Annotated in this window: 23 protein-coding genes and 1 riboswitch; of the genes, 14 read left to right on the top strand and 9 right to left on the bottom strand. The window is 52.6% G+C overall.

The features are described from left to right. Window positions 1-259: 259 nt before the first annotated feature. From E1162_RS15265 to E1162_RS15235, 7 genes are all read left to right on the top strand, one after another. Window positions 260-1,948: a hypothetical protein gene (locus E1162_RS15265; RefSeq protein ID WP_155132821.1), complete on the top strand. Its 1,689-nt coding sequence runs from the start codon at window positions 260-262 to the stop codon at window positions 1,946-1,948. A 126-nt stretch (window positions 1,949-2,074) separates the two neighbouring features. Next, window positions 2,075-3,559 carry a sigma-54 dependent transcriptional regulator gene (locus tag E1162_RS15260; protein WP_257099039.1) on the top strand — a complete coding sequence of 495 codons (1,485 nt, stop codon included), beginning with the start codon at window positions 2,075-2,077 and terminating at the stop codon, window positions 3,557-3,559. A 166-nt stretch (window positions 3,560-3,725) separates the two neighbouring features. Continuing rightward, window positions 3,726-4,289: a hypothetical protein gene (locus E1162_RS15255; RefSeq protein WP_155132818.1), complete on the top strand. Its 564-nt coding sequence runs from the start codon at window positions 3,726-3,728 to the stop codon at window positions 4,287-4,289. A 315-nt stretch (window positions 4,290-4,604) separates the two neighbouring features. Then, the gene (gene groES, locus E1162_RS15250) at window positions 4,605-4,901 is read left to right on the top strand and encodes a co-chaperone GroES (RefSeq protein ID WP_371311995.1); all 297 of its coding nucleotides are present in this window, start codon (window positions 4,605-4,607) and stop codon (window positions 4,899-4,901) included. Window positions 4,902-4,955: 54 nt separating this feature from the next. Continuing rightward, window positions 4,956-6,605 (top strand): chaperonin GroEL, encoded by a 1,650-nt coding sequence (gene groL / locus E1162_RS15245; RefSeq protein ID WP_155132812.1) that lies wholly within the window; start codon window positions 4,956-4,958, stop codon window positions 6,603-6,605. 192 nt (window positions 6,606-6,797) lie between these two features. Beyond that, window positions 6,798-7,490 carry an HAD family hydrolase gene (locus E1162_RS15240; RefSeq protein ID WP_155132809.1) on the top strand — a complete coding sequence of 231 codons (693 nt, stop codon included), beginning with the start codon at window positions 6,798-6,800 and terminating at the stop codon, window positions 7,488-7,490. Then, window positions 7,480-8,136: an oxidoreductase gene (locus tag E1162_RS15235; RefSeq protein ID WP_155132806.1), complete on the top strand. Its 657-nt coding sequence runs from the start codon at window positions 7,480-7,482 to the stop codon at window positions 8,134-8,136. The genes E1162_RS15240 and E1162_RS15235 overlap by 11 nt, the downstream gene beginning before the upstream one ends. A 6-nt stretch (window positions 8,137-8,142) precedes the next feature. Here E1162_RS15235 and E1162_RS15230 read toward each other — a convergent pair whose 3' ends face one another. Then, entirely contained in the window at window positions 8,143-9,111 is a 969-nt protein-coding gene (locus E1162_RS15230; RefSeq protein ID WP_155132803.1) for a hypothetical protein, read from the bottom strand. A 218-nt stretch (window positions 9,112-9,329) separates the two neighbouring features. Between E1162_RS15230 and msrA the strand changes: the two genes are divergently transcribed. The 3 genes from msrA to E1162_RS15215 all read left to right on the top strand — a co-directional run bounded on the left by msrA (window position 9,330) and on the right by E1162_RS15215 (window position 11,896). Then, on the top strand, window positions 9,330-9,941 hold the full coding sequence (gene msrA / locus E1162_RS15225; protein WP_155132798.1) for a peptide-methionine (S)-S-oxide reductase MsrA: 612 nt from the start codon (window positions 9,330-9,332) through the stop codon (window positions 9,939-9,941). Between the two features lie 160 nt (window positions 9,942-10,101). After that, window positions 10,102-11,130: an NADP-dependent oxidoreductase gene (locus tag E1162_RS15220; protein ID WP_155132795.1), complete on the top strand. Its 1,029-nt coding sequence runs from the start codon at window positions 10,102-10,104 to the stop codon at window positions 11,128-11,130. A gap of 212 nt (window positions 11,131-11,342) precedes the next feature. Beyond that, window positions 11,343-11,475, top strand: a riboswitch (SAM-I-IV-variant riboswitch). A 64-nt stretch (window positions 11,476-11,539) separates the two neighbouring features. Further along, a complete protein-coding gene (locus E1162_RS15215; protein WP_257099038.1) occupies window positions 11,540-11,896 on the top strand; it encodes a hypothetical protein in 357 nt (118 codons plus the stop codon). A gap of 1 nt (window position 11,897) precedes the next feature. Here E1162_RS15215 and E1162_RS15210 read toward each other — a convergent pair whose 3' ends face one another. The 6 genes from E1162_RS15210 to E1162_RS15185 form a co-directional block, all read right to left on the bottom strand. Beyond that, a complete protein-coding gene (locus E1162_RS15210; protein WP_155132789.1) occupies window positions 11,898-12,323 on the bottom strand; it encodes an acyl-CoA thioesterase in 426 nt (141 codons plus the stop codon). A gap of 61 nt (window positions 12,324-12,384) precedes the next feature. Then, window positions 12,385-12,801 carry a hypothetical protein gene (locus E1162_RS15205; protein WP_155132786.1) on the bottom strand — a complete coding sequence of 139 codons (417 nt, stop codon included), beginning with the start codon at window positions 12,799-12,801 and terminating at the stop codon, window positions 12,385-12,387. An 88-nt stretch (window positions 12,802-12,889) separates the two neighbouring features. After that, a complete protein-coding gene (locus E1162_RS15200; RefSeq protein ID WP_155132783.1) occupies window positions 12,890-13,579 on the bottom strand; it encodes a Crp/Fnr family transcriptional regulator in 690 nt (229 codons plus the stop codon). A 228-nt stretch (window positions 13,580-13,807) separates the two neighbouring features. Beyond that, the gene (locus E1162_RS15195; RefSeq protein ID WP_155132780.1) at window positions 13,808-14,599 is read right to left on the bottom strand and encodes a ChbG/HpnK family deacetylase; all 792 of its coding nucleotides are present in this window, start codon (window positions 14,597-14,599) and stop codon (window positions 13,808-13,810) included. 65 nt (window positions 14,600-14,664) lie between these two features. Continuing rightward, complete coding sequence (locus tag E1162_RS15190; protein WP_371311967.1) at window positions 14,665-16,188, bottom strand: glycosyltransferase family 39 protein; 1,524 nt, start codon at window positions 16,186-16,188, stop codon at window positions 14,665-14,667. Between the two features lie 15 nt (window positions 16,189-16,203). Continuing rightward, a complete protein-coding gene (locus E1162_RS15185) occupies window positions 16,204-17,349 on the bottom strand; it encodes a glycosyltransferase (protein WP_155132774.1) in 1,146 nt (381 codons plus the stop codon). 233 nt (window positions 17,350-17,582) lie between these two features. On the opposite strand from E1162_RS15185, the gene hisS reads away from it, so the two are divergent. The 3 genes from hisS to hisG all read left to right on the top strand — a co-directional run bounded on the left by hisS (window position 17,583) and on the right by hisG (window position 21,262). Next, complete coding sequence (gene hisS / locus E1162_RS15180) at window positions 17,583-19,091, top strand: histidine--tRNA ligase (RefSeq protein ID WP_155132771.1); 1,509 nt, start codon at window positions 17,583-17,585, stop codon at window positions 19,089-19,091. Between the two features lie 84 nt (window positions 19,092-19,175). Further along, on the top strand, window positions 19,176-20,300 hold the full coding sequence (locus E1162_RS15175; RefSeq protein WP_155132768.1) for an ATP phosphoribosyltransferase regulatory subunit: 1,125 nt from the start codon (window positions 19,176-19,178) through the stop codon (window positions 20,298-20,300). Further along, on the top strand, window positions 20,297-21,262 hold the full coding sequence (gene hisG / locus E1162_RS15170) for an ATP phosphoribosyltransferase (RefSeq protein ID WP_155132765.1): 966 nt from the start codon (window positions 20,297-20,299) through the stop codon (window positions 21,260-21,262). The genes E1162_RS15175 and hisG overlap by 4 nt, the downstream gene beginning before the upstream one ends. A gap of 83 nt (window positions 21,263-21,345) precedes the next feature. Here the strand turns inward: hisG and E1162_RS15165 are convergent, their stop codons facing one another. Together E1162_RS15165 and E1162_RS15160 are read right to left on the bottom strand one after the other, a co-directional pair. After that, on the bottom strand, window positions 21,346-21,993 hold the full coding sequence (locus E1162_RS15165) for a DNA-3-methyladenine glycosylase I (RefSeq protein ID WP_155132762.1): 648 nt from the start codon (window positions 21,991-21,993) through the stop codon (window positions 21,346-21,348). 111 nt (window positions 21,994-22,104) lie between these two features. Continuing rightward, on the bottom strand, window positions 22,105-22,851 hold the full coding sequence (locus tag E1162_RS15160; protein ID WP_155132759.1) for a protein phosphatase CheZ: 747 nt from the start codon (window positions 22,849-22,851) through the stop codon (window positions 22,105-22,107). Window positions 22,852-23,205: 354 nt separating this feature from the next. Between E1162_RS15160 and E1162_RS15155 the strand changes: the two genes are divergently transcribed. Then, a partial coding sequence (locus tag E1162_RS15155) for a L,D-transpeptidase (RefSeq protein WP_155132756.1) occupies window positions 23,206-23,847 on the top strand: 642 nt, incomplete at its 3' end.

Raw genomic sequence — 23,847 nt, 5'->3', positions numbered from 1 at the left:
TATGGCGTGAATTTCAAGTTTTTTCCAAAGTGTTGTCCAGCTTTTAAAAAATACTGCCGTGTCCGCACTTATACGCTTCTCAAAGACTTTCATGATACCCTAACGTCACGTTCTAACTGTTTGGCGGAGAATAAAAACACACGAACAAGAAGGCAGGTTCCGTATGCATCGTGGGAAGGACGCTCCCATCAGCAAGACAGAAACATTGCACGCACTAGAGCACATGCTCCAAAGCCCTGAATTTGAGGGAGCGCCACAGTTGCGCGCATTTCTCAGGTTCGTGGTTGAGGCGACACTCAATGGCGAAGAAGACAGACTAAAAGGATACACCATCGCGACCGGCGCCCTAGGGCGCGATTCATCCTTTAACCCCTCCAATGACCCGATTGTACGGGTTGAGGCCGCACGCCTTCGAAGACGAATTCAAGCATACTATGCAGGCAGTGGTATCGAGCAGCCCATACGCTTTGTAATTCCCACCGGCACTTATGCCCCGCGCATATACCGCGAGCCTTTTCAGAAGGAAGACGATAACTCCCAAGCGCAAGAGGAGGCTCCGCCGCCTTCGGGAAGCCACGTCCGCTCTCTCAAGAGGCAACGCTTGGCGCTGTGGGGGCTTTGCGCTTTTCTCGCGCTCGCGCTTGGTTCTTTGCTTTACCTCCAGTTTGCAGACAGCGGCCCGCCGCTACGACAACACATTCAGAAAATCCCTGTCGACGAGAAGGAGACCGGCCCCTTCGCGCCGCCCAAACTCTACGTGGAGAATTTCACTACCGAGAGCTTCACGGCCGATCAGCTCGATCTCGCCAACTATCTGGTGGAGTTATTGAAAGACTCCTCCAAGTACCTTTCTGTCGTGCAAATAATGGACGAGCCTGACGAACAGACGAGCATTATTTCCGGCTCTGTATTGCTGGTAGGCGGACAAGAGATTCTAAACCTGCGGCTTGATACCGCCGGATCGACCATACCTTTTCTCAGGCGGCGAATAGAAAGCGGTCATTCATTACAAGACGACCCTCAAGGAACGCGCGATGCTTTAGCGCGTTCTATTGTTGAGATACTCAGTTCACTGGATGTCAGCAGACCCGTTATTGGTCGCTGGACGAAACTCTCTCCTGCTTCAGCCAATGAGGTGCGGTGGTGTGTGGTTGAAACTCAATTTTTGATTTCAAGTAGATTTGCGACCGACCAGGATTTGAATAACGCAGAGACCTGCTTGTCTGACCTGCAAGAGAACCTCCCAAATTACATTCCCGCAAAGATAAGCAGAGCGAACCTCGAACTCTTCAAGTCTATTATTTCCGAAGGACCGCAATCTCAGCAGGCATTTGATAGAGCAATGGTATTGATCGCGGACGTACCTGTAGACGCAAGAAGCCTAGCGGTATTCCAGACATTCCAGATGCTTCAAGCATTGGCCCGAGATGACAAGGTTGCTGTCCAACTCATGGGCAAACAAGCCTTGCTGCCGCAATCTTTCAACGCACCGATTGTTGCGGATTACGCCCAAGAACTGCTGGTCAACGGGCAAGCAAGCCAAGCCTCTCAAATTCTTGAAGGCATTACACCTGCCTATCTGACCTATCCAGAACGGTTCGATGTTCTGCTGTCACTTGCCTATTACAGCGAAAACGAGTTTGAAAAAGCGCAGGAAGTGGCGTTCAGAGCCCGCCCTCGCTCCTACCCGCTTGCGTGGTTTGCGCAGATACTGTCAGCGAAGAAGGCCAACACTGCCGGACGTGTTGCGGAACTTATCAGTGACCTTCGCAAAAAAAGCCCAGACCTTTACGATCATCCAGAGTGCGTTCTGATTCAGCAACTCGGGTACTCGACACTGACCGACAAGCTATTGGCAGATCTAAAGAATGCCGATGTTGGCAGTATCGGCTCACTGGCCGACTTTGACAGCGCAAAGCACCAAGAAAACTGCGCCAACGTCTTTTAGTAGATTTTATTCCATTTAGTTTCCTCTCATTTTCCCTCGCAAATTGCGATTCATCGCAGAACGAAAACACTTTGTTTACCCTGTTTCTGGAAACTGCAGAAAACAGGCGAATGCGCCGAAGATACAATGATGCATTATGAGGGGCACCCACGCATGGGTATGTCTGCAAGCGCGGCAACATCACTACGAGTTTGCATCCTGGAAAAGGGTATCGGAGAAGCAGACCACGCTGCAAAAGCAGTAGGGAGCATCTGCGAGGATATTGCGCAGCCGGTGGTTTTCACCGATTTGCAGCGGTTGCTGAAGCACTTGAGCCTTGGTTCCGTTGACGCTGTTATTGCAGACCTAGAAACTCTCGGCAGTGAGGACGCCCTCTCTCATATTGCTGCATCTTGCCCTGAAGCCATTATTCTAGCCGTTAGCTCAACAGGTTCGGTGACACGCGCTGTGAGCGCAATGCACCACGGGGCTCATGACTTCCTCGTTAAGCCTTACTCCGCCAAAGCTCTAAGCGATAAGCTCTCCATTCACCTTAAGAGCAGAAGCCGTAGGGCGACAGCACACATTCACAAAGACGACGCGCGGGACTATCCGCAGGCGCGGACAGGTACGCCATCACCAGCCTTTGAACAGTTCATCGGCTCATCCCCTGCTATGGCGGGTGTCTACGATCAGATTGTTCGCATGTCCTCCTCCAATGCACCGGCATTCATCACCGGGGAATCAGGGACAGGTAAGGAGCTTTGCGCCCAAGCGCTCCACAATCGTTCTGGCAGACATAATGGGCCGTTTATTGCCATCAACTGCTCAGCTATTCCCGCTGACCTTATGGAGAGTGAGCTCTTTGGCCACGCTAAGGGCTCGTTCACCGGCGCGAGTGAAGACAAGCGCGGCGCGGCAGAGGCCGCGAATGGCGGAACCCTATTCCTAGACGAAATCGGCGAGATGGATCTGCGCCTTCAGGCCAAGCTGCTGCGCTTCCTGCAAACCGGCATGGTGCAACGCGTTGGTGAGACTGTAACGCGGCGCGTGGACATTCGCATTATCTGCGCCACCAATCGTCGCCCGTTGAAGGAAATTGAAGCAGGACGCTTCAGGGAAGACCTCTTCTATCGCCTGCATGTTCTGCCAATCACACTTCCCGCACTTCGGGAGCGTTCCGAGGATATTCTGGAACTAGCCAGCGCTTTTCTTCGTCGCTTCAGCCACGAAGAATCCAAGGATTTCAGAGGCTTTTCAGAGACCGCAAAGGAAATGCTGAAGAGCTACAATTGGCCCGGCAATGTGCGCCAGTTGGAAAACACAATCCGCCAGATCGTGGTTATGAACGACGGCGAACATGTTGTACCGGAGATGTTGCCGCCGCTTGTAAGTAGCTTTATGGGCGCAGCACAGCCAAGGGCCGAGCGCAGCGTAACAGGTTCCTTCATCGCGACCGCCAGCGCCAATGCTATTTCCATCGAGCCGTTATGGGCTCAGGAAAAACGCATCATTGAAAGTACTCTAGAGACGTTTAATGGAAATATTGCCCGTGCAGCAGCGGCTCTGGAAATTAGTCCTTCTACCATCTACCGCAAGAAGCAAAGCTGGGAAGAGCGGGCAAACTTTTAACCTTGCCTGATTTTCCGTTCAACTTGCGTTCTACAAGATGTTGTGCCCCTGAACTTTAAAGGGTATATCGGGCGCAACAGATTGTTTTTAGCCAAAACCTTCCCATAGGGCATTTAATCAGGCACTGCCAATAATCGGGAAGGATGGCTTGTGGGGGTTATTCGTCATGCCAAGTTCCTTGGTCCATTCCTGCCGTAAAGCGGGTGTTATTTTTCTTGCGACCTCGGGCCTTCTCGCGTCTTCTGCTGCTTTTGCATCCGAGCTGTCACCTGAGTTCATCAAAGCGCACAGCACTTATGCTACTGCTTGGTCTGCACAGGACCTTAGCTTTACGACCGCAGCATTTGTGACGACACCTGCACGTAGCTACGGCGTTTACGAACCAAAGGCTACAGCAAGCTTCCAGCAGGGCGAACCGCTGATCGTATATGCAGAGCCGGTTGGCTACGACTTTGCCCAGAAGGACGGTGAATACCTCATCGATCTTTCTGTAGGCTTTGAACTTCGTAACATGACAGGGCAGATCCTCGCGGCAGAAGAAAGCTTTGCCCAGATTGACCATGCATCGCGCGCGATGGTCCGTGAGTTCCAGACCTCTTTGCGCCTCGACTTGCAGGGTATTCCAGAAGGCGATTACCTACTGAAAGTTTCAGTTAAGGACAACACAGGCGGCGACGAAGGCTTCTTCGAACTTCCGTTCAACGTTCTAGCGCCCGTTGCCACAAACTAGTCCCAATGCAGCATTGCTGAAAACGGCAGAATCACACAGTTTAGAGGCTCTTCTTCGGAAGGGCCTTTTTTGCTGCAAGCCCCTCACCTTTAGTCGAGATTCTCTTAGCCAGTTTCGCCAATAGACCTTGATATGTAAGTGGCTCCTGTTTTTTTAAGCGCTCCTCGCTTGACACTTTCAAGGGCTGTTACTACATGTTTTGGCGTCGTTAGCACTCTGCCTGAGGGAGTGCTAATGGTGACGGCTATGCCGTCTAACAAAGAATTCGAAATCTGCGTTCCGGCGTTGCCTAAGAGGGACGCCCCGCATGTGAGGATAGCTATTATGAGTTTCCGTCCACTACACGATCGCGTCGTTGTTCGCCGCATTGAGTCTGAAGAAAAGACCGCTGGCGGCATCATCATCCCAGACACCGCTAAAGAAAAGCCACAGGAAGGCGAAGTTATCGCTGTTGGCAACGGTGCACGCAAAGACAACGGTGAGCTGATCGCTCTCGATGTTAAGCCTGGTGATCGCGTTCTGTTCGGCAAATGGTCCGGCACCGAAGTCAAGATCAACGGTGAAGAACTGGTGATCATGAAAGAATCCGACATCATGGGTATTCTGGGTTAATCCCACCCCATTCCTTTCATACCATTTCCTTTCAGAATAAAGTGAGACAAGCCAATGGCTGCTAAAGAAGTAAAGTTCTCTTCTGACGCCCGCGATAAAATGCTTCGTGGCGTAGACATCCTCGCAAACGCAGTAAAAGTAACCCTCGGCCCTAAAGGCCGTAACGTTGTGCTCGACAAAGCATTCGGCGCACCACGCATCACCAAAGACGGTGTATCTGTAGCGAAAGAGATCGAACTTGAAGATAAGTTCGAGAACATGGGCGCACAGATGGTTCGCGAAGTTGCTTCCAAAACCAACGACATCGCTGGTGACGGTACAACCACTGCAACTGTTCTGGCTCAGGCTATCGTTAAAGAAGGCGCAAAGTTCGTTGCAGCCGGCATGAACCCAATGGACCTGAAGCGCGGCGTTGACATGGCTGCTGCTGCGGCTGTTGCGGATCTGGAAGCACGCTCTAAAGCAATCTCCACTTCTGACGAAGTTGCACAGGTTGGCACCATCTCCGCTAACGGCGACACCCAGATCGGCCGTGACATTGCTGAAGCAATGCAGCGCGTTGGCAACGAAGGTGTTATCACCGTTGAGGAAGCTAAGTCTCTCGACACCGAACTCGAAGTTGTTGAAGGCATGCAGTTCGACCGTGGTTACCTGTCTCCATACTTCGTAACCAACGCTGAAAAGATGATCGCTGACCTTGAGAAGCCACTCATCCTTCTGCACGAAAAGAAGCTTTCCAACCTGCAGGCGATGCTCCCAATTCTGGAAGCAGCTGTTCAGTCTTCCCGTCCTCTGCTCATCATTGCTGAAGACGTAGAAGGTGAAGCACTTGCAACTCTCGTAGTTAACAAACTGCGTGGTGGTCTGAAGATCGCTGCTGTTAAGGCTCCAGGCTTCGGCGACCGTCGTAAAGCAATGCTTGAAGACATCGCTATCCTGACCGGCGGCACCGTGATCTCCGAAGACCTCGGCATCAAGCTTGAAAACGTAACCGTTGAAATGCTCGGTACCGCAGACAAGGTGACCATCTCTAAAGAGAACACCACCATTGTTGACGGCGCTGGCGACAAAGCTGACATCGAAGCACGCGTTGCTCAGATCAAAGCTCAGATCGAAGAAACCACTTCTGACTACGACCGTGAAAAGCTGCAGGAACGTCTTGCTAAGCTTGCTGGCGGTGTTGCAGTTATCCGCGTTGGCGGTGCAACCGAAGTTGAAGTGAAAGAAAAGAAAGACCGCATCGACGATGCTCTGAACGCAACCCGCGCTGCTGTTGAAGAAGGCATCGTACCAGGTGGTGGTACTGCTCTACTTCGCGCAAAAGCTGCTGTTGCTAAGCTTTCTTCCGACAACGCTGACATCGAAGCTGGTATCAAGATCGTTCTTCGCGCTCTTGAAGCTCCAATCCGTCAGATCGCTGAAAACGCTGGCGTTGAAGGCTCTCTGGTTGTTGGCAAGATTCAGGAAAACCTCGAAAACGAAACCTTCGGCTTCAACGCGCAGACCGAAGAATACGTTAACATGGTTGAAGCTGGCATCATCGATCCAACCAAAGTTGTTCGTACTGCACTGCAGGACGCAGCTTCCGTTGCTGGTCTCCTGATCACCACCGAAGCTATGGTTGCTGAACTGCCTAAGAAAGACGCTCCTGCAATGCCTGACATGGGCGGCGGCATGGGCGGCATGGGCGGCATGGGCTTCTAAGAAGTCCTCAGCTCAGCTGACAAAATTAGGGCGTCCCTCGGGGCGCCCTTTTTCTTTATGCGGCCGCCCATACCTCTGTTGGTTTTGACTTGCCCAAAAGACAAGATCGGCATCACGGATGACCTTTTTTGTTGCTAGCCAATACCCGAGCTGGTCCAATGGCGTTTTATTTCGTCCATTTGAAAGCCTGCCATGTTTAAAGCCGTCCTGTTCGACCTTGATGAAACGCTTCTGGACCGCACCAACTCACTTAAAGACTTCTTTCGCGATCAAGCCCTAAGGTTCAGTTGTCGTTATGAGTTAGGAACTGAGGCCGCGCTGGAGCGTTTTCTCGAACTAGATGCGCGAGGGCGAGTTTCCAAATTCGACGTTTACGCGCAGCTGATCGGCGAGCAAATACGCAGCCCTCTCCCTTCTGCTGAAGACCTTGCAAAGGACTATGAAAATAATTTCTGGCGGTATGCGAAGCCCTTTGACGGAATGGAAACAATACGGGAAGCACTCAAAGCTCATGGTGCAAAACTCGGCATAATCACCAACGGGCAAACACACATACAGCTGCGCAGCCTCTTGGCGTTAAACCTTGACCCTTATGCCGATACCTACTTGATCTCGGAGCAGGCGGGGCTACGAAAGCCCGATGCAGCTATTTTCCTCAGGGCCTGTAATAACCTGTCAGCAAATCCTTCAGATTGCCTCTTTGTTGGCGATAGCCCGGAGGCGGACATAAAAGGCGCTAATGCTGTGGGAATGAAGACAGTATGGTTCGACAACGGCGCTACATGGCCTGAAAATGCAGCCTATACTCCAGATTGGAAAATACAGCAGCTCTCTGAGTTGCTTGACGTTTTCGCTGCGCAAGGACTAGAGACCCATGACCAATAAGAGTGCCATCGTTCTAGGGGCAACCGGCCTGATTGGTTCGCACCTATTGAAGCAGCTGCTTGCTGACGAAAGCTACGGCAAGGTTACAGTGCTTGTGCGGCGCCCTTTGGAGATAGATGATCCCAAATTTGAGCAGCATGTGGTCGACTTTGCTGACCTTTCCAGCATTGCCCCACTCATGAAAGCGGATGATGTGTTCTGCTGTTTGGGTACAACACACAAGAAAGCCGGTTCGAAGGAAGCGTTCTATGCCGTTGACTTCACGCTTGTTCATGAGCTTGCAAAGCTTGCCAAAGCGGGTGACTGCGAGCACAGCCTGATGGTGTCTTCTATTGGCGCAAACCCGAAGGCTTCAAGCTCATACATGAAGACAAAGGGTGAAATTGAGCAGGCAATCGCTGATCTTAACTTTCCGCGCACCAGTATCTTCCGGCCGTCTCTCCTGCTTGGAGAGCGCAAGGAGTACCGCGTTGGAGAAGGACTATCGGAAGCATTTATGCGCCCTCTTGCCCCGCTCATGCTTGGCCCGCTCAAGCGCTACCGCCCAATTGCGGCAGCGCAGGTTGCCAAGGGTATGATTGCTACCGCCCACTTAAAAGGACAGGGTCTGGAAGTGTACCAAAGTGACCAGATAGCAGGGATGTAGATAGCTTCAGGCATTGCCGAAGTTGTAAATGAGGTCGCAGACTAGTTGCTTTTGTCTGGCGATGCCCCCGCTACTGTTTTTAGAGAAATAGTGAACTCCCGCACGCATAGGCAGGGCACCGAAGGCAGCGCCATTCACGGCATAGCCTAGGTTCTGTTCATAAGCTCCGAGGCGGAGCATTCTATCCCACAGGTCTTGTCCGGTAATGGCTCCAGAACCTGCTAACATGGCTGGTTCTTTATAATAGGCTTCTATCGCTTCTATGGTCATAAACGCATGCCCCCAGTGGAACGCCTTGCTGTCTGGGACCATCCCCATCGCTAGATTAAACTGAGTGTTCCAAGCCGAGACTTCTGGCACCTCATCTTCTGCGACTGGGTAATCAACGATATCCAAGGGAAAGAGTCTTTTGACATTTTGGCCAAGCCCTCCTCGACTCCAGCCCCCTTCTTGGCTAGCCCAGAAAGTTCCCTTTAGCGCACCGTCAATGATGAAATAGACCCCCGCGTTGATCTGCTGACCAGCCTGATTGTAGGCCTCTAATTCTGTGGTTGATATTCCCTTCGCATTCAAAAGCATCTTCTTGATGCTGCCCGCTACGGTGGTTTTGTTCACACCAAGAGGGGCATAGATGAAGTTGCGACTTTGAAAGAAAGCCTTCGTTAAAGGCTTTGCATCTGTAGCTAAAGCAGAACGCAGGCTATTTATGGTGCCGGTAAAGCCAGCAACTAGCCAGTACATTCGAGGCTCCTCCACTTCCACGAAAAATCCTTGTTCATGGAAGGGTCTGTAGCGCGTTGAAACCTCATCAAATAAGCCCGGACCAAAGAAGTAAGTGCTTGGAATTTGTCCCTGCTCCAAGGTTAGGTTGGAGTCATATAGGGCGCTACAAGCAAGCGGATTTAAGCGAATGGTGCCGAATAATCTATTCTTACTTACTAGTAATTTCAGCGATGCGTCCTGTTGCGCGGGCATATCAGCCTCCTAGCTTATCTATTCGCAAGATAGGGACGGTTGCGCGCTCAGTCTGTACCCAAGGGCTTGTGTATTTGGTTTCCAAGATATGAACCGCGGGTGGGGAATGCTGCGAGTTTTGTCCCTACTCTCACCCCAATGTGATCTGCGGTGTTTTTTAAACACTATTGAGATCTATTAGTATTTCAGGAAATTCAGTTTCAAACCGAGGAGCCCCTATGCGATCTCTTAAGGTTCTAGCCCTTTCCGCCGCGCTTTGCCTGCCAGCTCTTACCAGTCAAGCGACCGCGCCAGAAACAGCCATTTTTGCTGGCGGTTGCTTCTGGTGCGTTGAATCCGACTTTGACAAGGTGCCCGGCGTTATTTCAACGACCTCAGGCTATATCGGCGGCAATGTTGCCAACCCGACCTATAAACAGGTGACTAAGGGTGGCACAGGCCACAAGGAAGCAGTGAAGATCACTTTCGACCCCGACAAAGTCTCCTACCAAAAGCTTCTAGACATCTACTGGCGCAGTGTGGACCCAACAGATGCGGGAGGACAGTTTTGTGATCGCGGAGAAAGCTACTCGACAGCGATTTTTGCAACGTCCGATGCCCAGCTTCGACAGGCGCGTGCTTCTAAAAACGCGCTGCGCACGCATCCCCTCCCAGAAGCACCGGTCGTAACGCCGATCGAAAAGGCGTCGACGTTCTATCCGGCAGAGGACTATCATCAGGATTACTACCAGAAGAGTCCTCTCAAATATAAGTTCTACCGGTATCGCTGCGGCCGCGACGCAAAGGTGAAGGCAGTTTGGGGCGCTGAGGCCTATCAGGGCATAAAGTAAGGCCCCTTCCCATCTATACAGCTTATCGTGCTGGCGCCCTCATTAACCTCTTTTGAGCAGTCGCCAGCACACTTCCCTTTTTGCTTCCCCGTCCAACGGCGCAGGTGCAATTCCCCTCTCTAAAAACTAGGATAGGCTAGCGTCGCCGCTCTGAGTGACCATGACCATCGCACAGGAGATCTACCCCGTGAACAACACGCGCATTTTGCTAAAGCAACGCCCTTTTGGAATGATCAAACCTGAAGACTTCGAGATTGTTGAAGAGACCATGCCAGCTCTGGCGGCTGGAAAAGCTCGCGTTCGGGTCGTCTACCTCTCCCTAGACCCAGCTATGCGCGGCTGGGTGAGTGCGGACGAAAACTCATACGTTCCCCCAGTTCCTCTTGGCAGTACCATGCGCGGCCTTGCTGTGGGCGTGATTGAGGAAAGCAATGCTGAAGGCCTTAAGCGCGGGGATTGGGTCTCTGGTTTTCTTGGCTGGACAAAACTCATTGATGTTGAGCCTAAGGATGTGAATGTCGTTCCGCAGGTTGTTCCTATGGAAGCATACATGGGCATTTTGGGCCTTGCAGGCGCAACCGCTTATTACGGCCTTATGGAGGTTGGAGAGCCTAAGGCAGGGCAAACGCTCTGCGTTACTGGCGCCGCTGGTTCTGTCGGTTCTCTTGTTGGTCAGCTCGCCAAGGCTAACGGGTTGCGGGTGATCGGCATTGCAGGCTCAGAGGAGAAGTGCAAATGGCTGACCGAGGAACTGGGCTTTGATGCCGCGCTGAACTACAAAACCGATGATCTAGAGGCAGGGCTGCGAGCCTTTGCGCCAGAGGGTCTCGATCTTCATTTTGAAAACGTCGGCGGCGCGCCACTGCAAGCAGCACTTCACAATATGAAGGCACACGGCAAGCTCATCATCTGCGGGCTTATTTCTAATTACAACGCAACTGAAATGCCGAGCGGCCCGGAGCTTTCCGCCATCATCAAAAAACGACTCACCATGCAGGGCTTCGTCATGACCGACCACCTGGACAGATTTGGTGAATTTTTCCAGAAGTTGGGCGGATACATGAGCAAAGGGCAGCTCAAATACAGGCTGGATATTGTTGACGGTTTGGAGAGTGCTCCGACTGCCATCAATCGCCTCTTCGTTGGCTCCAACACCGGAAAACTGACCATCAGAGTTTCGGAGCTCTAAACGCTTCCACCAATTACGTTGGAGTGACAAAGGCTTAACAATTAAGTAACCTCAGCTCGTGATCTCGGCAACCGGATGCGTGTAATTTACATCCGTTAACCCCTGCGAGATGTGCTGAGGTTACTGTGTTACACAAGAGAGAATAACTGCAAACTATTATGCAAAGGGCGAATACAAAGGCTTGATCTTGTCTAATTTTCGTGGCAATTCATCCCCATCATCAAGAGAAGGGCTGGCGCCCTCGCCAACCTGCCGTACCGGGCAAGGTGGTTTCCGCAATCGGGATGTGGCCAATGAGAATGGTGTTTTCACCTCTTCTCTGAATAGGCAACCAAGCGGTAATTCGGATAATTCTGCGCCAGTCCTCCTCGGGAAACCGACGGAGGATTTATTGTTGGAACATAGTGGATTGACACAAGTCTCTCGAGTATCCCCTGCTGCCTACGCTGTACCCGAGGCAGTTCGCGATGCGGTCTGCCATCTCCAGCAGGAGTTGACTGCTGCTTATTTGCTTGATTGCCTGTTGCTGCAAAAGGGCATTAGTGCCCGCATTCTGCCAGTTCATCAGGGAGAGAAGGCACCATTTCTCGCCAGCGAAGAACGCGCTGAGCGGTTTGCACACCTGTTGCAGCTGTGGACTGGCGGTTGCCACAGTGTTGTAGACGAGCAGCTGTATGAAGACGCGATTTGCCGCCGCCCGCAAGAATACCTTGCGCTGCGACAGCAGTTTCGCCGCGTGCCACTATCGGTACGCCGAGCCCGCTAACTTAGTGCGGGAAGAGCTTGCGGCGCTCTTCAGGAATTGGCTTGGAATTCCCCTCATCATCAACGGAGACGAAGGTGAACTTTGCACTTGTCACCTTCTCCCGAATGCCGAAGCGGTGACGCAAGGCCCATGCTTCCACATGTAACTGGATGGATGAACGACCAATCTTTGTGACGTGGGTGTAGACGCACATAACATCACCCACCTTTACAGGGCGAATGAAGGTCATGCTATCGATGGCGATGGTTACAACGCGGGACTGAGCGCAATCACCTGCGCAAATGCCACCAGCAATATCCATCTGCGAAACAACCCAGCCGCCGAAAATATCGCCGGAAGCGTTGGTGTCTGCAGGCATCGCCATTGTACGGGTGGTCAAGTTGCCAAACGGCTGTTCTTCGGAGGTCGGGGACCTGTCGTCAGTCATTCAGGACTTCCTGTCTTATCGCTCTGAACCAAATCAAACGAACGCGAAACACGCACACTCGTTATCTTGGATGAATCATAGCTTCCTTTAGACTTTGTGCAAAGGGGTTCAGCGCAGCAATAGCCTTGCTCGCAGCCTCTGCCGACAGGATCTTGCGGCTTGCCACCTCAAATGCGTCCATAAGTTTTTGAACCAGCGGCGCACCATCTGCTCCATTGGCATCCATCAGGCGCTGAACAGGACGGCCCGTATAGCCCTTGGTTTTGAGCAAAGCGGAGGAGAGGAACTGGCCAGCCTCGAACTTCACATCGTCAAGGTCTGCGTAGTCCTTAGGGCACACGAAAGCGCGTAGGTCGCTGTCTTTCGCAATAGCTTCGAACAGCTCATCATTTAGAGCGTTGATCTGGGCTTTGGAAATGGAAGCATCAACAGGCATTGCCTCAGCAATGGGGCGCGCATCAAACAGTTGAATCTGCATGTTTTTATTGCCTGACCCGGTACGGATGCGTCGGGGCAGGCTCCCTTATTTGGATTTTGGTGCGCGGAACCTACTACAAATGCGTAGGTTAAATCGCTGCGACAGCTCGTAGCACCTCTGGGCGATCTAGGGAGTAGTAGCCGGAAAGGCGGCTTACAACGCCATCTCTTTTCCAAGTATTCAGTACACGGCTTACGTTTTCGCGGGCACCACCTGCCATATTGGCGATCTCTGACTGACTGATTTTATAGTGAATCAGAACCCGCTCATCATCGATAGGTTTTCCGAAGGTTTCGGAAAGTTGCAGCAGTGTCTGAGCAACGCGCCCGTTAAGTGGAAGGAAGGAACGAGCGGCTAACGCATCGTTGGAGTTTCTCAAACGACCTGACACAATGTTCAGCATGTGCTGATAAAGCGATGGGTGGTTGTCAGCGAAGCTGTAGAACGCGTTTTTAGGGATAAAGGCGAGTTGGGTCGGTTTCAGAGCAGTAACCGTTGCAGAGCGTGGATTGCCGTCCAGGAGGGCTAATTCACCCACCAGACTTCCAGCTCCCAAAACAGCCAGAAGCTGCTCACTGCCATCAACGGACAGGACGGAAACTTTCATGGAGCCATCGAGGATAGCGTAGCACCCGTTGCCCGGATCGCCAGCCTCGAACAGCACAGCTTTTGATTTCAATGCGAGCGGCTTTGATATTGCGGAAATGCCTTCCGCTAGATCCCGTGACAAACCGGAAAGGGAAAAACTGCTTCGAAGGAGTTCGCTAAAGTCTTGCATTTTTTTCTCTGGCACAGCGTCTTTCAGTCCGCCCCGACGACTGAAATTATTTATGTTCTGGTTTCGTCATATTGTTTATCGCCAAACCTAAGCGAAATTGTGTGACCCTCATCACAGCGCCCTTTAAATGATCCAGCGATGATGTTGGTAAGTCAAGAGATGCCCCAAAATTCTTGATTGACCTCCAAACAGGCCTCTTCCTCCCCCAAGGAAGGGGCCGTTCTTTTACTAAAAAAGGAAGATATCCTTTTCCATCAGCAAGAATGGAAACTCCTCTCCATTCAAAAAGTTCAGCTGATTCTGTCGCGCTTCCCAGAAACGCTTTTCCTTTTTACTCTCTACTACTTCTTCCTTGTATGCCGGATGGCAGAACACCATCATCTGATCTTCCGCTTCGTTCAATCCGTGCCAGAAGAAGTCGCGCAGATCATCCTCTTCCACCTGCATAGGCATTGATGGCCCTGAATGGATGACGGACAGGCCAGAGCCCACGGCTTTGTTCACAAAACCACTCAAATATCGACGAGAAGCGAGCGGAGCGACCACCGCAGGCTCTCTTCCGCGCATCATTGTGGCAATGGCGATCACAGTGTTGGCGATAACAGGGAAGCGTGCCATATTTCCCTGCACCGCAATAAAAGCAGGGGCGCGGGCATAGACATTTTCGAACATGTCTATCTGTGCAGCGACCTCGGCGGCGATGAGTTCATCGGGAAGAAGATTGAGAGGCGCCCGCAGGCGGTAGTAGTTCTGGTTTGGAAATTTTTCGCCAAATATTTCCCGTCCGAAGTCGGTCACGGGCATGGCGTCTCCGGTCAGGCAAACGGTCAGGCCAACCTTTGTTTCATGCTCGGCCCATTCTACTACATCGCGAAGCTGATAAAACTCTTTGGTCCAGAGAGAGCCGGTTACCGAGCAGCCAACGGCAGATAAGCGGCCGGCAATAATCAGGTCGCAGATCGCACGGTCCACGCCAAAGCTAGTGCCGAATTCAAGGCTGGTGAGCATGATGCGCTTCATACGAAGATGGCCCCTCCCCAAAGCTCTCCCTGAGTTATGGGGCCATCTTAATCAAGCTCGTTTAATTAACGCAACGGAATCCCGTCATACCCCTGCTCATTTCGGGGGCGCGATACCCTGTAAATATTCACGGTTTCGATTGGAGAACCTCCAGAAAGCCGTGGCATGGATGCAAGGGGCTCGACGATTTCGAAGGAATCCAGCAGTTGCTTGGAGCGATCTCGCCGCTCTTCTACAACATAGATGCTGTCGTCACTCGCTAGCGGTGTGTCCTTCGGCACCATTAAATAGCGCTCGCGTTCGTTTAACTGCCGAACTTTGAGAGGCGTATCCTTAAGCTGGTCAGACATCTGCCCAGTTACCGCATAGCTGGTTGTAGCAACCCAGTTGATGCCGTTTTCCTTGGCCAGCTCTTCCACCTTCTGAGCGATTGGAGCCCAACCACGCAGCTGGTGAGTCGGGTCCTTGCGCTTCAAGCCTTCAATCAAAGGGCTGTAGGCATGGACACAAACCAGAGCCGTCACAAGAAAGCCAAGGATGACGCCGCCAACACCAAGGCGGTGACAAAAACGCTGCCATTTATCCGAGGCATGAACCAACCCGTAAGCGGCGATCATAGCGAACGTCGGGAAGATTGGTGCAGGCCAGTTACCCTGTACACGGGAGTGCAGAGAATGGGCACTGAGGTAGATGAGGAACGGCACAATAGTAAGCAGCAGGAGCGAGGCGACTTGATCCCTCTTCCATGTCTTCTTGAAGATTGGGCCAATGCCGAACAGCACCAGAATAAATATAAGCGGATTAAGCAGACCAGCTACAGCGCCGATGAACTCGCCGATGTATTTCAGTGTGTAGCCTTCCGGCACCGCACGGCCGAACTGCTTAACGAAGCTCGCCCATTCGTGGACATAGTTCCAGTAAAGCGTTGGCGAGAAAACCGCGATAGCAAGCAGACCGCCGATCCAAAGCTGCCAGCTAGCGAACCAACGCCGCGCCTCAGGCACCCAAAGAAGCCAGAGCACAATGCCAGCACCAAGGAACAGAACGGAGTACTTGGAAAGCAGGCCGAAGCCCGCAAATATGCCAACGAGCAGCCACCAGTTTGCATTCTGTGAGCGAACCAGCTCCGCCATAGACCACAGTGCCAGCCCCCAGAAGAAGACCGAAGGCGCATCAGGCGTGGAAATGAGCGCACCAACACCAACCAGAATACTGGCGTTGAGGAACAGAACAGACCAGCCAGCAATGCGCTTGTCGAACAGATTCGAGGCTGTACGCCACAGAGCAAGAGAGCCGATAGTCGCGCTCAAGATGCTGAGGAGCCGCACACCAAGGGCTGTATCCCCTGCGAGCGCCTGCCCTATCCAGATCCACCAGCCAACCATAGGCGGATGATCGTAGTAACCAGCAGCAGGGTTTAGACCCCAGATGCGGTAGTAGGCTTCATCTTCCACCAGACCGACATTCATGCCGGTGATGATGCGAAGAAGCGTCAGCGCAAGCACAATGACCGTCAAGCCAGCCGGAGAAAGCCAGAACGGAAGGGGCTGCCTAGAGGCAGCAGTATTAGACATAGCAGTATGGGCCACGGGTGAACCGTCCTATCAGGCTCTGCGCCAAGTCAGCGCGTTGCTTGCGATATAGTTCCAAACCGCGCCCATAATAGCGCCTGCTGCCCCTGCGAACCACCAGATCGGCTGATTGGTGTAAATGAGTTCAGCCACGCCCACGTTGGCCAGAACACCAAAGCTACAGACCAAATAGAATGTCACTAGACCACGGAACCATGCTGCGCCTTTCAGGCGGCGATCACGGTAAGTCAGGCGGTTATTCAGGAAGAAGTTGGAGGTCATAGCAACAAACGTTGCACCAAGCTGGGCAAGGCCGAATGCAGCAACACCTGCAACCATAAGAATCTTAAGCGCAATAAGGTGCACAACAACACCGGTTGCGCCCACTGCCAAGAACATCATAAAGCGGACAGAGATAACGTCGTTGAACAGCTTGGAAACCAAGAGGCCCAAATAGTCCATGGTTACCAGTGTATCCAGCTTGCTCTCGCCATGCAGACGCTCTTTGAACACGAATGGCAACTCTTTAACGCGCAAGGAGCCCTTACCACTTGCAACGATATCCAGCATGATCTTGAAGCCCTGAGAAGACAGGGACGGAGCCAAGTCATCGAACTTGTCACGGCGCAGCATGAAGAAACCGCTCATCGGGTCTGAAAGGTTCACTTTCAGGAATTTGCGTGCAAGAGAGTTCGCAAGGTTGGAGCCCCACTCACGAACAGCGGAAAGACCTTCACCTACCGTACCGCCTTCAACATGGCGCGATGCAACAGCGATATCGAAATCACCGGAGCGCAAGCTGTCGAGCATACGTGGCAGCAGAGTTTCATCGTGCTGAAGGTCAGCATCCATAACCGCAACGTATTTTGCGGAGGATGCAAGCATGCCCTCAATACACGCGCCAGACAGACCGCGACGACCAATCCGGCGGATAACGCGCACGCGCGGGTCACTCTGGCCAAGCTGGCGTGCAACTTCTGCGGTACCATCAGGGGAGTTGTCATCCACAACGATTACTTCCCAGCGGATTCCCTGCAGGCAATTCTTTAGTGCCTCAACAACCAGCGGAACATTTTTGCTCTCATTATAGGTCGGCAGGACAACGGTCAGCTCCGGCGCGCCGATTTTTTCGCTCGAATCCAAGCTCTCTTGCTGTCCCAGTTGGTTATTGTCAGACAAATTTCTTACTCCGTTAAGAAGGAAAGGCGGCTCCCTTTCCACCTAAGGCTTTTGTTTTTTGGGGAACTTAGTGGGAAATGCGCCCAATGCAAGCATTGTTTGCCACTTTCGTAGCCCTCCAAGGTCTTGTCCCGCCTTGCCCTGCTTCATTCAATGGTCTAGGACACAAACAACACGCGGCGCTTACGTGGTCCGCTCGATTTAGATAACAGTTTCATGGATGAGACGGCCTCATGGCAAAAAAGAAAAGTGCAAAGCTGAAAGCGCGCCTGCCCCGTGGTTTCGTTGACCGCGGACCGGCTGAGCTGGTGGCGATGGAGCGCATGCTCCGCGTAATCAAACAGACCTATGAACTTTATGGCTTCGAACCGGTTGAAACACCGATGTTCGAGTATACCGACGCGCTTGGCAAGTTCCTGCCGGATCAGGACCGCCCGAACGCCGGTGTATTCTCCCTGCAGGACGATGACGAGCAGTGGATGAGCCTTCGTTACGACCTGACTGCGCCTCTGGCCCGCTCCGTTGCTGAAAACTTCGAGAGCCTGCCAAAACCTTACCGCAGCTACCGTAACGGCTATGTATTCCGCAACGAAAAGCCTGGGCCTGGCCGTTTCCGCCAGTTTATGCAGTTCGATGCTGACACCATCGGCGCACCTTCTGTTTCCGCTGACGCAGAAATCTGCATGATGGCTTCCGACACCATGGAACGCCTCGGCATTGCGCGTGGTGACTATGTTGTTCGCGTCAACAACCGCAAGGTTCTGGACGGCGTTATGGAAGTGATCGGCCTTGCTGGTGACGAACACGCTGATACCCGCCTGACCGTTCTGCGCGCTGTCGACAAGCTGGACCGCCTCGGCGTTGAGGGCGTTCGCCTTCTGCTTGGCGCTGGCCGTAAGGACGAAAGCGGCGACTTTACCAAAGGCGCTGGCCTTGATGAAAAAGCTGCTGACGTTGTGCTGGCATTTGTTGCTGCTGGTAGCGAAACAACCGCACAGACCATCGAAAACCTGCGCAAGCTTGTAGCTGACAGTGTAACCGGCACCGAAGGCGTTGAAGAACTGGAAACCATGGGCAAGCTGTTTGATGCAGCTGGCTACAACGATGGACGTGTTCTTATCGACCCTTCCGTCGTTCGTGGTCTGGAGTACTACACCGGCCCGGTTTACGAAACAGAGCTGACCTTCCAGGTGAAGGACGAAAAGGGCAACCCTGTCCGCTTCGGTTCTGTTGGTGGCGGTGGCCGTTACGACGGTCTCGTTTCCCGCTTCATGAGCCAGCCAGTACCTTCTACCGGCTTCTCCATCGGCGTATCCCGCCTGATGGCGGCTTTGAATACCCTCGGCAAGCTGGGTGATGATGAAATTGCAGGCCCTGTTGTTGTTTGCGTAATGGACAAAGACGTTGAGTCTCTGATCCACTATCAGACAATGGTTCAGGAACTGCGCCTTGCAGGCATTCGTGCTGAAATGTTCCAGGGCAACCCGAAACAGTTTGGCAAGCAGCTGCAGTATGCTGACAAGCGCAACTCTCCATGTGCCATCATTCAGGGCACAGACGAGCGTACCGCTGGTGAAGTGCAGATCAAGGATCTGATCGAAGGCAAACGCCTTTCCGCTGAAATCGAAGACAACAAGACCTGGCGCGAAAGCCGCCCGGCGCAGTTTGCGGTTAAGCGTGAAGACCTTGTCAGCGAAGTTCAGAAGCTTATTGCTGCACAAGAAGAAGACCGCAAAGGCTAAGCGCCGCGGGTCTTTGTTTTTATGCGCACTCCTGACAAAGTATGGAGACTTTCGGGAGTGCGCTTTAACACGAGAGTTAATGGAATGTATTCGGGCGATGCACGTATCGCGGCCTTGGGCCGTCTGTTTGCCACTGCTGGGTACGAGGCGGCAACACCGCCAGTTCTGCAGCCGGTAGACATCTTCCTTGACCTTGCTGGCGAAGACCTTCGCCGGCGCCTGTTTCTAACAACCGGCGAAGACGGACAGGAACTATGCCTGCGCCCCGACTTCACCATTCCTATTGCTCGACATTATCTCCATCAAGGCGACGCCGGTCGCCATGCTTCCTACTCTTATGCTGGTCCTGTTTTCCGTCATCGCGCAGGCCAGCCAAGCGAAACGCTTCAAGCAGGCGTTGAATCCATTGGCCGTACTGATGAAGAACAGGCCGATGCCGATATGCTACGCCTAGCGCTGGACGCAAGTGCTCAGTTGAACCCGAAACAGCCGCGTATTCGCATTGGCGATGAAGGCTTGTTTACTGCAGTTCTGGAGGCCTTGGACATTCCTGTTGTGTGGCGCCGCCGCCTGCGTGACGTGTTTGGCGAGCGTAACCGCCTTGACGCTACAATCGCTCGTATGAGTGCAGACGATGCCAAGCCGGACAGCAAGCTAGGCTTTCTTGCAGCACTTGAAGGGCAAGACCCGAAGGCTGCAGTTGCCGTTGTTGAAGATCTGCTTTCCATTGCAGGTATTGAGGCTGTTGGCGGCCGTAGCGCCCATGAGATCGCAGAGCGTTTTCTTGAGCAGGCTGCTCTTTCCAACGGTTCTGGCGTTTCCAAAGACGTAACTGACCGTCTCACAAGCTATCTCAACATTTCCGGCCCACCACCGCTGCGCGCAGTTGAGACACTTGATCATTTTGCCCGTGAGACCGGCCTCAACATCGATGCGTCGATCCAGAAGCTGGCAAAGCGTACCGATATGATGTCCAAGCACGGCATTGATATTGATGCGCTGGAGTATTCCGGTGACTTTGGTCGCCGTCTTGACTACTACACCGGCTTTGTTTTCGAAATGCACGACCAGCCAACCGCGCATCTTGGCCAGTACATTGGTGGTGGCCGCTATGACAAGCTGATCAATCTGCTTGGTGCGGAACAGGCCGTTCCTGCCGTTGGCTTTACCATTTGGCTCAACCGTATCGGTGCGGAGGCAATCGCATGAGCAATCCACTCATTCTCGCAATTCCCTCCAAAGGTCGCCTGCAAGAGCTGACCCACGCATTTTTTGAACGCGCTGGTCTGAAGATCAAACGCCCGGGCGGGGACCGTAACTATCGCGGTACTCTGAAAGGCATTGATGGCGTTGAAATCGCTTTCCTGTCTGCCTCCGAGATTGCACGCGAAATCGCGTCTGGCTCCGTTCACTTTGGCGTCACCGGTACGGACCTTGTTTACGAGAACATCGACCGTCCTGACGAGAAGACCCACATCGTTACCGCTCTTGGCTTTGGTCATGCTGACGTAGTGATTGCAGTGCCGACCGCCTGGATCGACGTTGCCAACCTTGCAGACCTTGCAGACGTAGCTTCTGACTTCCGTGCGCGCCATGGCACGCGCATGCGCGTCGCGACCAAGTACATCAACACCACCCGTCAGTTCTTTGCTGAGAACGGCATTAGCGACTACCGCATTGTCGAAAGTGCTGGCGCTACTGAGGGCGCTCCTGCTGCAGGCGCTGCGGAGATGGTTGTCGATATTACCTCTACTGGCTCCACGCTGCGTGCCAATAACCTCAAGATCCCTGAGGACTGCGTGATGCGCCGCTCACAGGCTCACCTTGTAGCTTCCATGACCGCAGACTGGTCTCCAGAGATCCTCGAAAAAGCGCGCATGATGCTGGACCGTATCGCCTCTCAGGAAGATGCACAGGGCCAGAAGGAAATGCGCACACGCGTAGCGAATACTGCAGGTGCTGCTGCTGAAGCTGAAAAGCTCTTTGGCGCGACTGCTCCATTTGGCGCAGATGACACTATCCTGACCCTGCACTGCCCGACCTCAAAGGTTCCAGCATGTGCAGACTGGCTTCGTCAGCAAGGGGCGCAGATGGTGAGCGTATCTCCGCTCGACTATGTGTTCCAAACCGAAAACCGCTTGTTTGAGCCGCTGAAAGCAAAACTCTCCTAAGTGGATTGTAAGACTTTCCAGAAACGCAAAAAGGTCCGGCTCTTCACCGGACCTTTTTATTTGCACCCGTTAGAGGCCGCGCATTAACGCGATGGCCGTACGAAGGCGTCTCGCTGCTTTTCAACTACATCGCGGATAACACAGCCTTCTACATGGTCATTGACCATGCCCATAGCCTGCATGAAGGCATAAACTGTCGTAGGGCCAACAAAGCTCCACCCACGCTTCTTCAAATCCTTTGAAAGCTTGGTCGATATCTCTGTTTTGCCGAGCTTGCTCAATTCCTGCTTGGTAAAGGTCTGCGGCCGATCGGCGGCTGTTGGCTCCCAGCTCCAGAAATATGCCGCCAGAGAACCAAACTCATCCCGAAGTTCAAGCGCTCTGTTCGCGTTATTTATCGTCGACTCGATTTTACCACGGTGCCTCACAATGCCTGCATCGCCCAAACAGCGCTCGATGTCGCCTGTTGTGAAACGAGCAACCTTTTCAAAATCGAATCCGGCAAAGGCGTTTCTAAAGTTTTCGCGCTTTCGAAGAATGGTCAGCCATGAGAGGCCGGACTGAAAGCCTTCCAGACAGATTTTCTCAAAGAGGCGCGTATCATCCGTGACGGGTCTTCCCCACTCCTCATCATGATAACGCCGATACTCTGCATCTGTACCGTGCCACCAACAGGTACAGGCCCCATCATGGTGGCGGATCAATCCTTGATCTTCGAGAATCTCGCCCATTTTATCGTTCCCCATTTGTTCCAAGCAAGACCATACGGCATCTGCAAGAAAAGACAAGCCCGCCAGAAACGGCGGGCAATGAGCTTTCGTTTATTCTGTGCGAATGGCGCCTTATGCAAAGAGCGCGTCGATGTCATCCTGCGAAACCGTGTCTGTATCGGTTTTCAAAGATGGACCATGCAGAAGGGATTGCGCTTCTGTCTTCGGCTCTTCATCTGAGTCGACAACGATGTCCTTGAAGCTGTCCATACCACCCCAGATTTCCATCATGCGCTCAATGCGCTCTTCAACAAAGCTGAGCGTGCTGACCACTTTGGAAATACGCTGACCGGTGAGATCCTGAAAGTTACAGGCTTCGAAGATCGAGATGACCTTTTCCTGAATATCAGTAGTCAGGCCGATATGCTCTTCTGGAACAAGACCGGAGAGTGTGTGCGCAGCTTCATCGATTTCTTCTGCCGACTGCAAAATTTGTTCCGTGGCACCTTCTGTACCGCTGATGACCGCATCCAGCTCGCACGTCACGCGGGTTTTATGCAGCGAGTGGCTGCCAGCCTTGCTGTGTAGAGCAGCTATTTCGGTTTTGGTGTTGTAGATTGCCTCGGAAATGGCATCCAACTCACCCTTGAGCTTGATGACCTCCCCGATTTCCTCGCGCAGTTCGCGAGCAACTTTTTCAGATAGCTCCGAGGTGTCAGGATAGGAAGACGGCGCAAGGTTCATCATAGCTTTCATTGCTGACAATTCCGCCATGATTTCCCGATGGTACTGAGACTGCAATTCTTCCGGGTTTGCCTCACCTTCGGTTGCCCGTCCAAATTGCGTTTCCGCACGGTAAAATCTTTTTGCCGCGACCATTATAACTCCAAAACCCAACAGTCTTGAGCGCCCGTGCTATAAGCAACAAAAGGGCAGCCCTAATATTCTTTTACGCCAATTACAGCCATGAGAGGCGCATTTCGCGATTCACAATCGCTGAGAGATTACGGCGCAGAGCATTAAGAATTTATTCTCATAAGAGAATTGGTAGAAAACTATATCCAACACTATTTTCGTGAATAATTACGCTAGGTTTTACTCATCTAAACAATGACTAAAAATTTACCAATTCTTCACCCTATAATTAGCTAAGCATTACAGCCCAATCAAATTAACTGTTTCGAGACAGACTCACCTCATTTTTGCATTAGATAAAATTTGAGGTAATTTCCCATGGCTCACCTTTCAGTGAGATTGCTTTCGGTCTGCGTGTTGTTTTTCTTGCCGTCACTTACGACAGCGAACGCGCAATATGTAAGCAGAGCATCCGCTCCGCCCCTGACCTTGAGCCCTGACCTTACCTCGCCTTGGACCCTGCAAGTCTCGCCAGACTCAAAACAACAGCTAAAACAAAGACAAAAGCGGGAGACCGCTCCTTTTAGTCGTCGCTATAAGATCCCTTCCCAGTACCTTCCGACGACTGTTGCTTATAACGGCGGCCAAAAGCCGGGAACGATTATCATCGATACCGAGACCCGTTATCTTTATCTGGTTGAACGAGGTGGCAAGGCACGCCGATACGGCGTTGGCGTTGGCCGTCCGGGTTTTGAGTGGGCAGGCACCCACCGCGTGACGAGCAAGAAAGAATGGCCGGATTGGCGCCCGCCTGCTGAAATGATCAAAAGGCAGCCTAATCTGCCTAGCTTCATGCCAGGAGGGCCGCAGAACCCTCTGGGAGCACGCGCTTTGTATCTGGGTTCAACGCTCTACAGAATTCACGGCTCCAATGAGCCATGGACCATCGGTCAGGCCGTTTCCTCTGGTTGCATTCGCATGAGAAATGAAGACGTTATCGAGCTATACCAAATGGTCGGC

The sequence above is a fragment of the Pseudovibrio flavus genome, from assembly GCF_009711345.1.
In the GTDB taxonomy this organism is placed as follows: domain Bacteria; phylum Pseudomonadota; class Alphaproteobacteria; order Rhizobiales; family Stappiaceae; genus Pseudovibrio; species Pseudovibrio flavus.
Note: the sequence above shows the minus strand (reverse complement) of the source record. Positions and strands in the feature narration are given on the sequence as shown.

Excerpts from the sequence above, each read along its gene's own strand:
- E1162_RS15240 (WP_155132809.1), top strand. The coding sequence starts at position 6,798 with ATGTTTAAAGCCGTCCTGTTCGACCTTGATGAAACGCTTCTGGACCGC.
- E1162_RS15260 (WP_257099039.1), top strand. The coding sequence starts at position 2,075 with ATGATGCATTATGAGGGGCACCCACGCATGGGTATGTCTGCAAGCGCG.
- E1162_RS15210 (WP_155132789.1), bottom strand. The coding sequence starts at position 12,323 with ATGACTGACGACAGGTCCCCGACCTCCGAAGAACAGCCGTTTGGCAAC.
- hisS (WP_155132771.1), top strand. The coding sequence starts at position 17,583 with ATGGCAAAAAAGAAAAGTGCAAAGCTGAAAGCGCGCCTGCCCCGTGGT.
- groL (WP_155132812.1), top strand. The coding sequence starts at position 4,956 with ATGGCTGCTAAAGAAGTAAAGTTCTCTTCTGACGCCCGCGATAAAATG.
- E1162_RS15165 (WP_155132762.1), bottom strand. The coding sequence starts at position 21,993 with ATGGGCGAGATTCTCGAAGATCAAGGATTGATCCGCCACCATGATGGG.
- E1162_RS15255 (WP_155132818.1), top strand. The coding sequence starts at position 3,726 with ATGCCAAGTTCCTTGGTCCATTCCTGCCGTAAAGCGGGTGTTATTTTT.
- E1162_RS15205 (WP_155132786.1), bottom strand. The coding sequence starts at position 12,801 with ATGCAGATTCAACTGTTTGATGCGCGCCCCATTGCTGAGGCAATGCCT.
- hisG (WP_155132765.1), top strand. The coding sequence starts at position 20,297 with ATGAGCAATCCACTCATTCTCGCAATTCCCTCCAAAGGTCGCCTGCAA.
- E1162_RS15195 (WP_155132780.1), bottom strand. The coding sequence starts at position 14,599 with ATGAAGCGCATCATGCTCACCAGCCTTGAATTCGGCACTAGCTTTGGC.
- E1162_RS15175 (WP_155132768.1), top strand. The coding sequence starts at position 19,176 with ATGTATTCGGGCGATGCACGTATCGCGGCCTTGGGCCGTCTGTTTGCC.
- E1162_RS15160 (WP_155132759.1), bottom strand. The coding sequence starts at position 22,851 with ATGGTCGCGGCAAAAAGATTTTACCGTGCGGAAACGCAATTTGGACGG.
- E1162_RS15220 (WP_155132795.1), top strand. The coding sequence starts at position 10,102 with ATGACCATCGCACAGGAGATCTACCCCGTGAACAACACGCGCATTTTG.
- E1162_RS15235 (WP_155132806.1), top strand. The coding sequence starts at position 7,480 with ATGACCAATAAGAGTGCCATCGTTCTAGGGGCAACCGGCCTGATTGGT.
- msrA (WP_155132798.1), top strand. The coding sequence starts at position 9,330 with ATGCGATCTCTTAAGGTTCTAGCCCTTTCCGCCGCGCTTTGCCTGCCA.
- E1162_RS15230 (WP_155132803.1), bottom strand. The coding sequence starts at position 9,111 with ATGCCCGCGCAACAGGACGCATCGCTGAAATTACTAGTAAGTAAGAAT.
- E1162_RS15200 (WP_155132783.1), bottom strand. The coding sequence starts at position 13,579 with ATGCAAGACTTTAGCGAACTCCTTCGAAGCAGTTTTTCCCTTTCCGGT.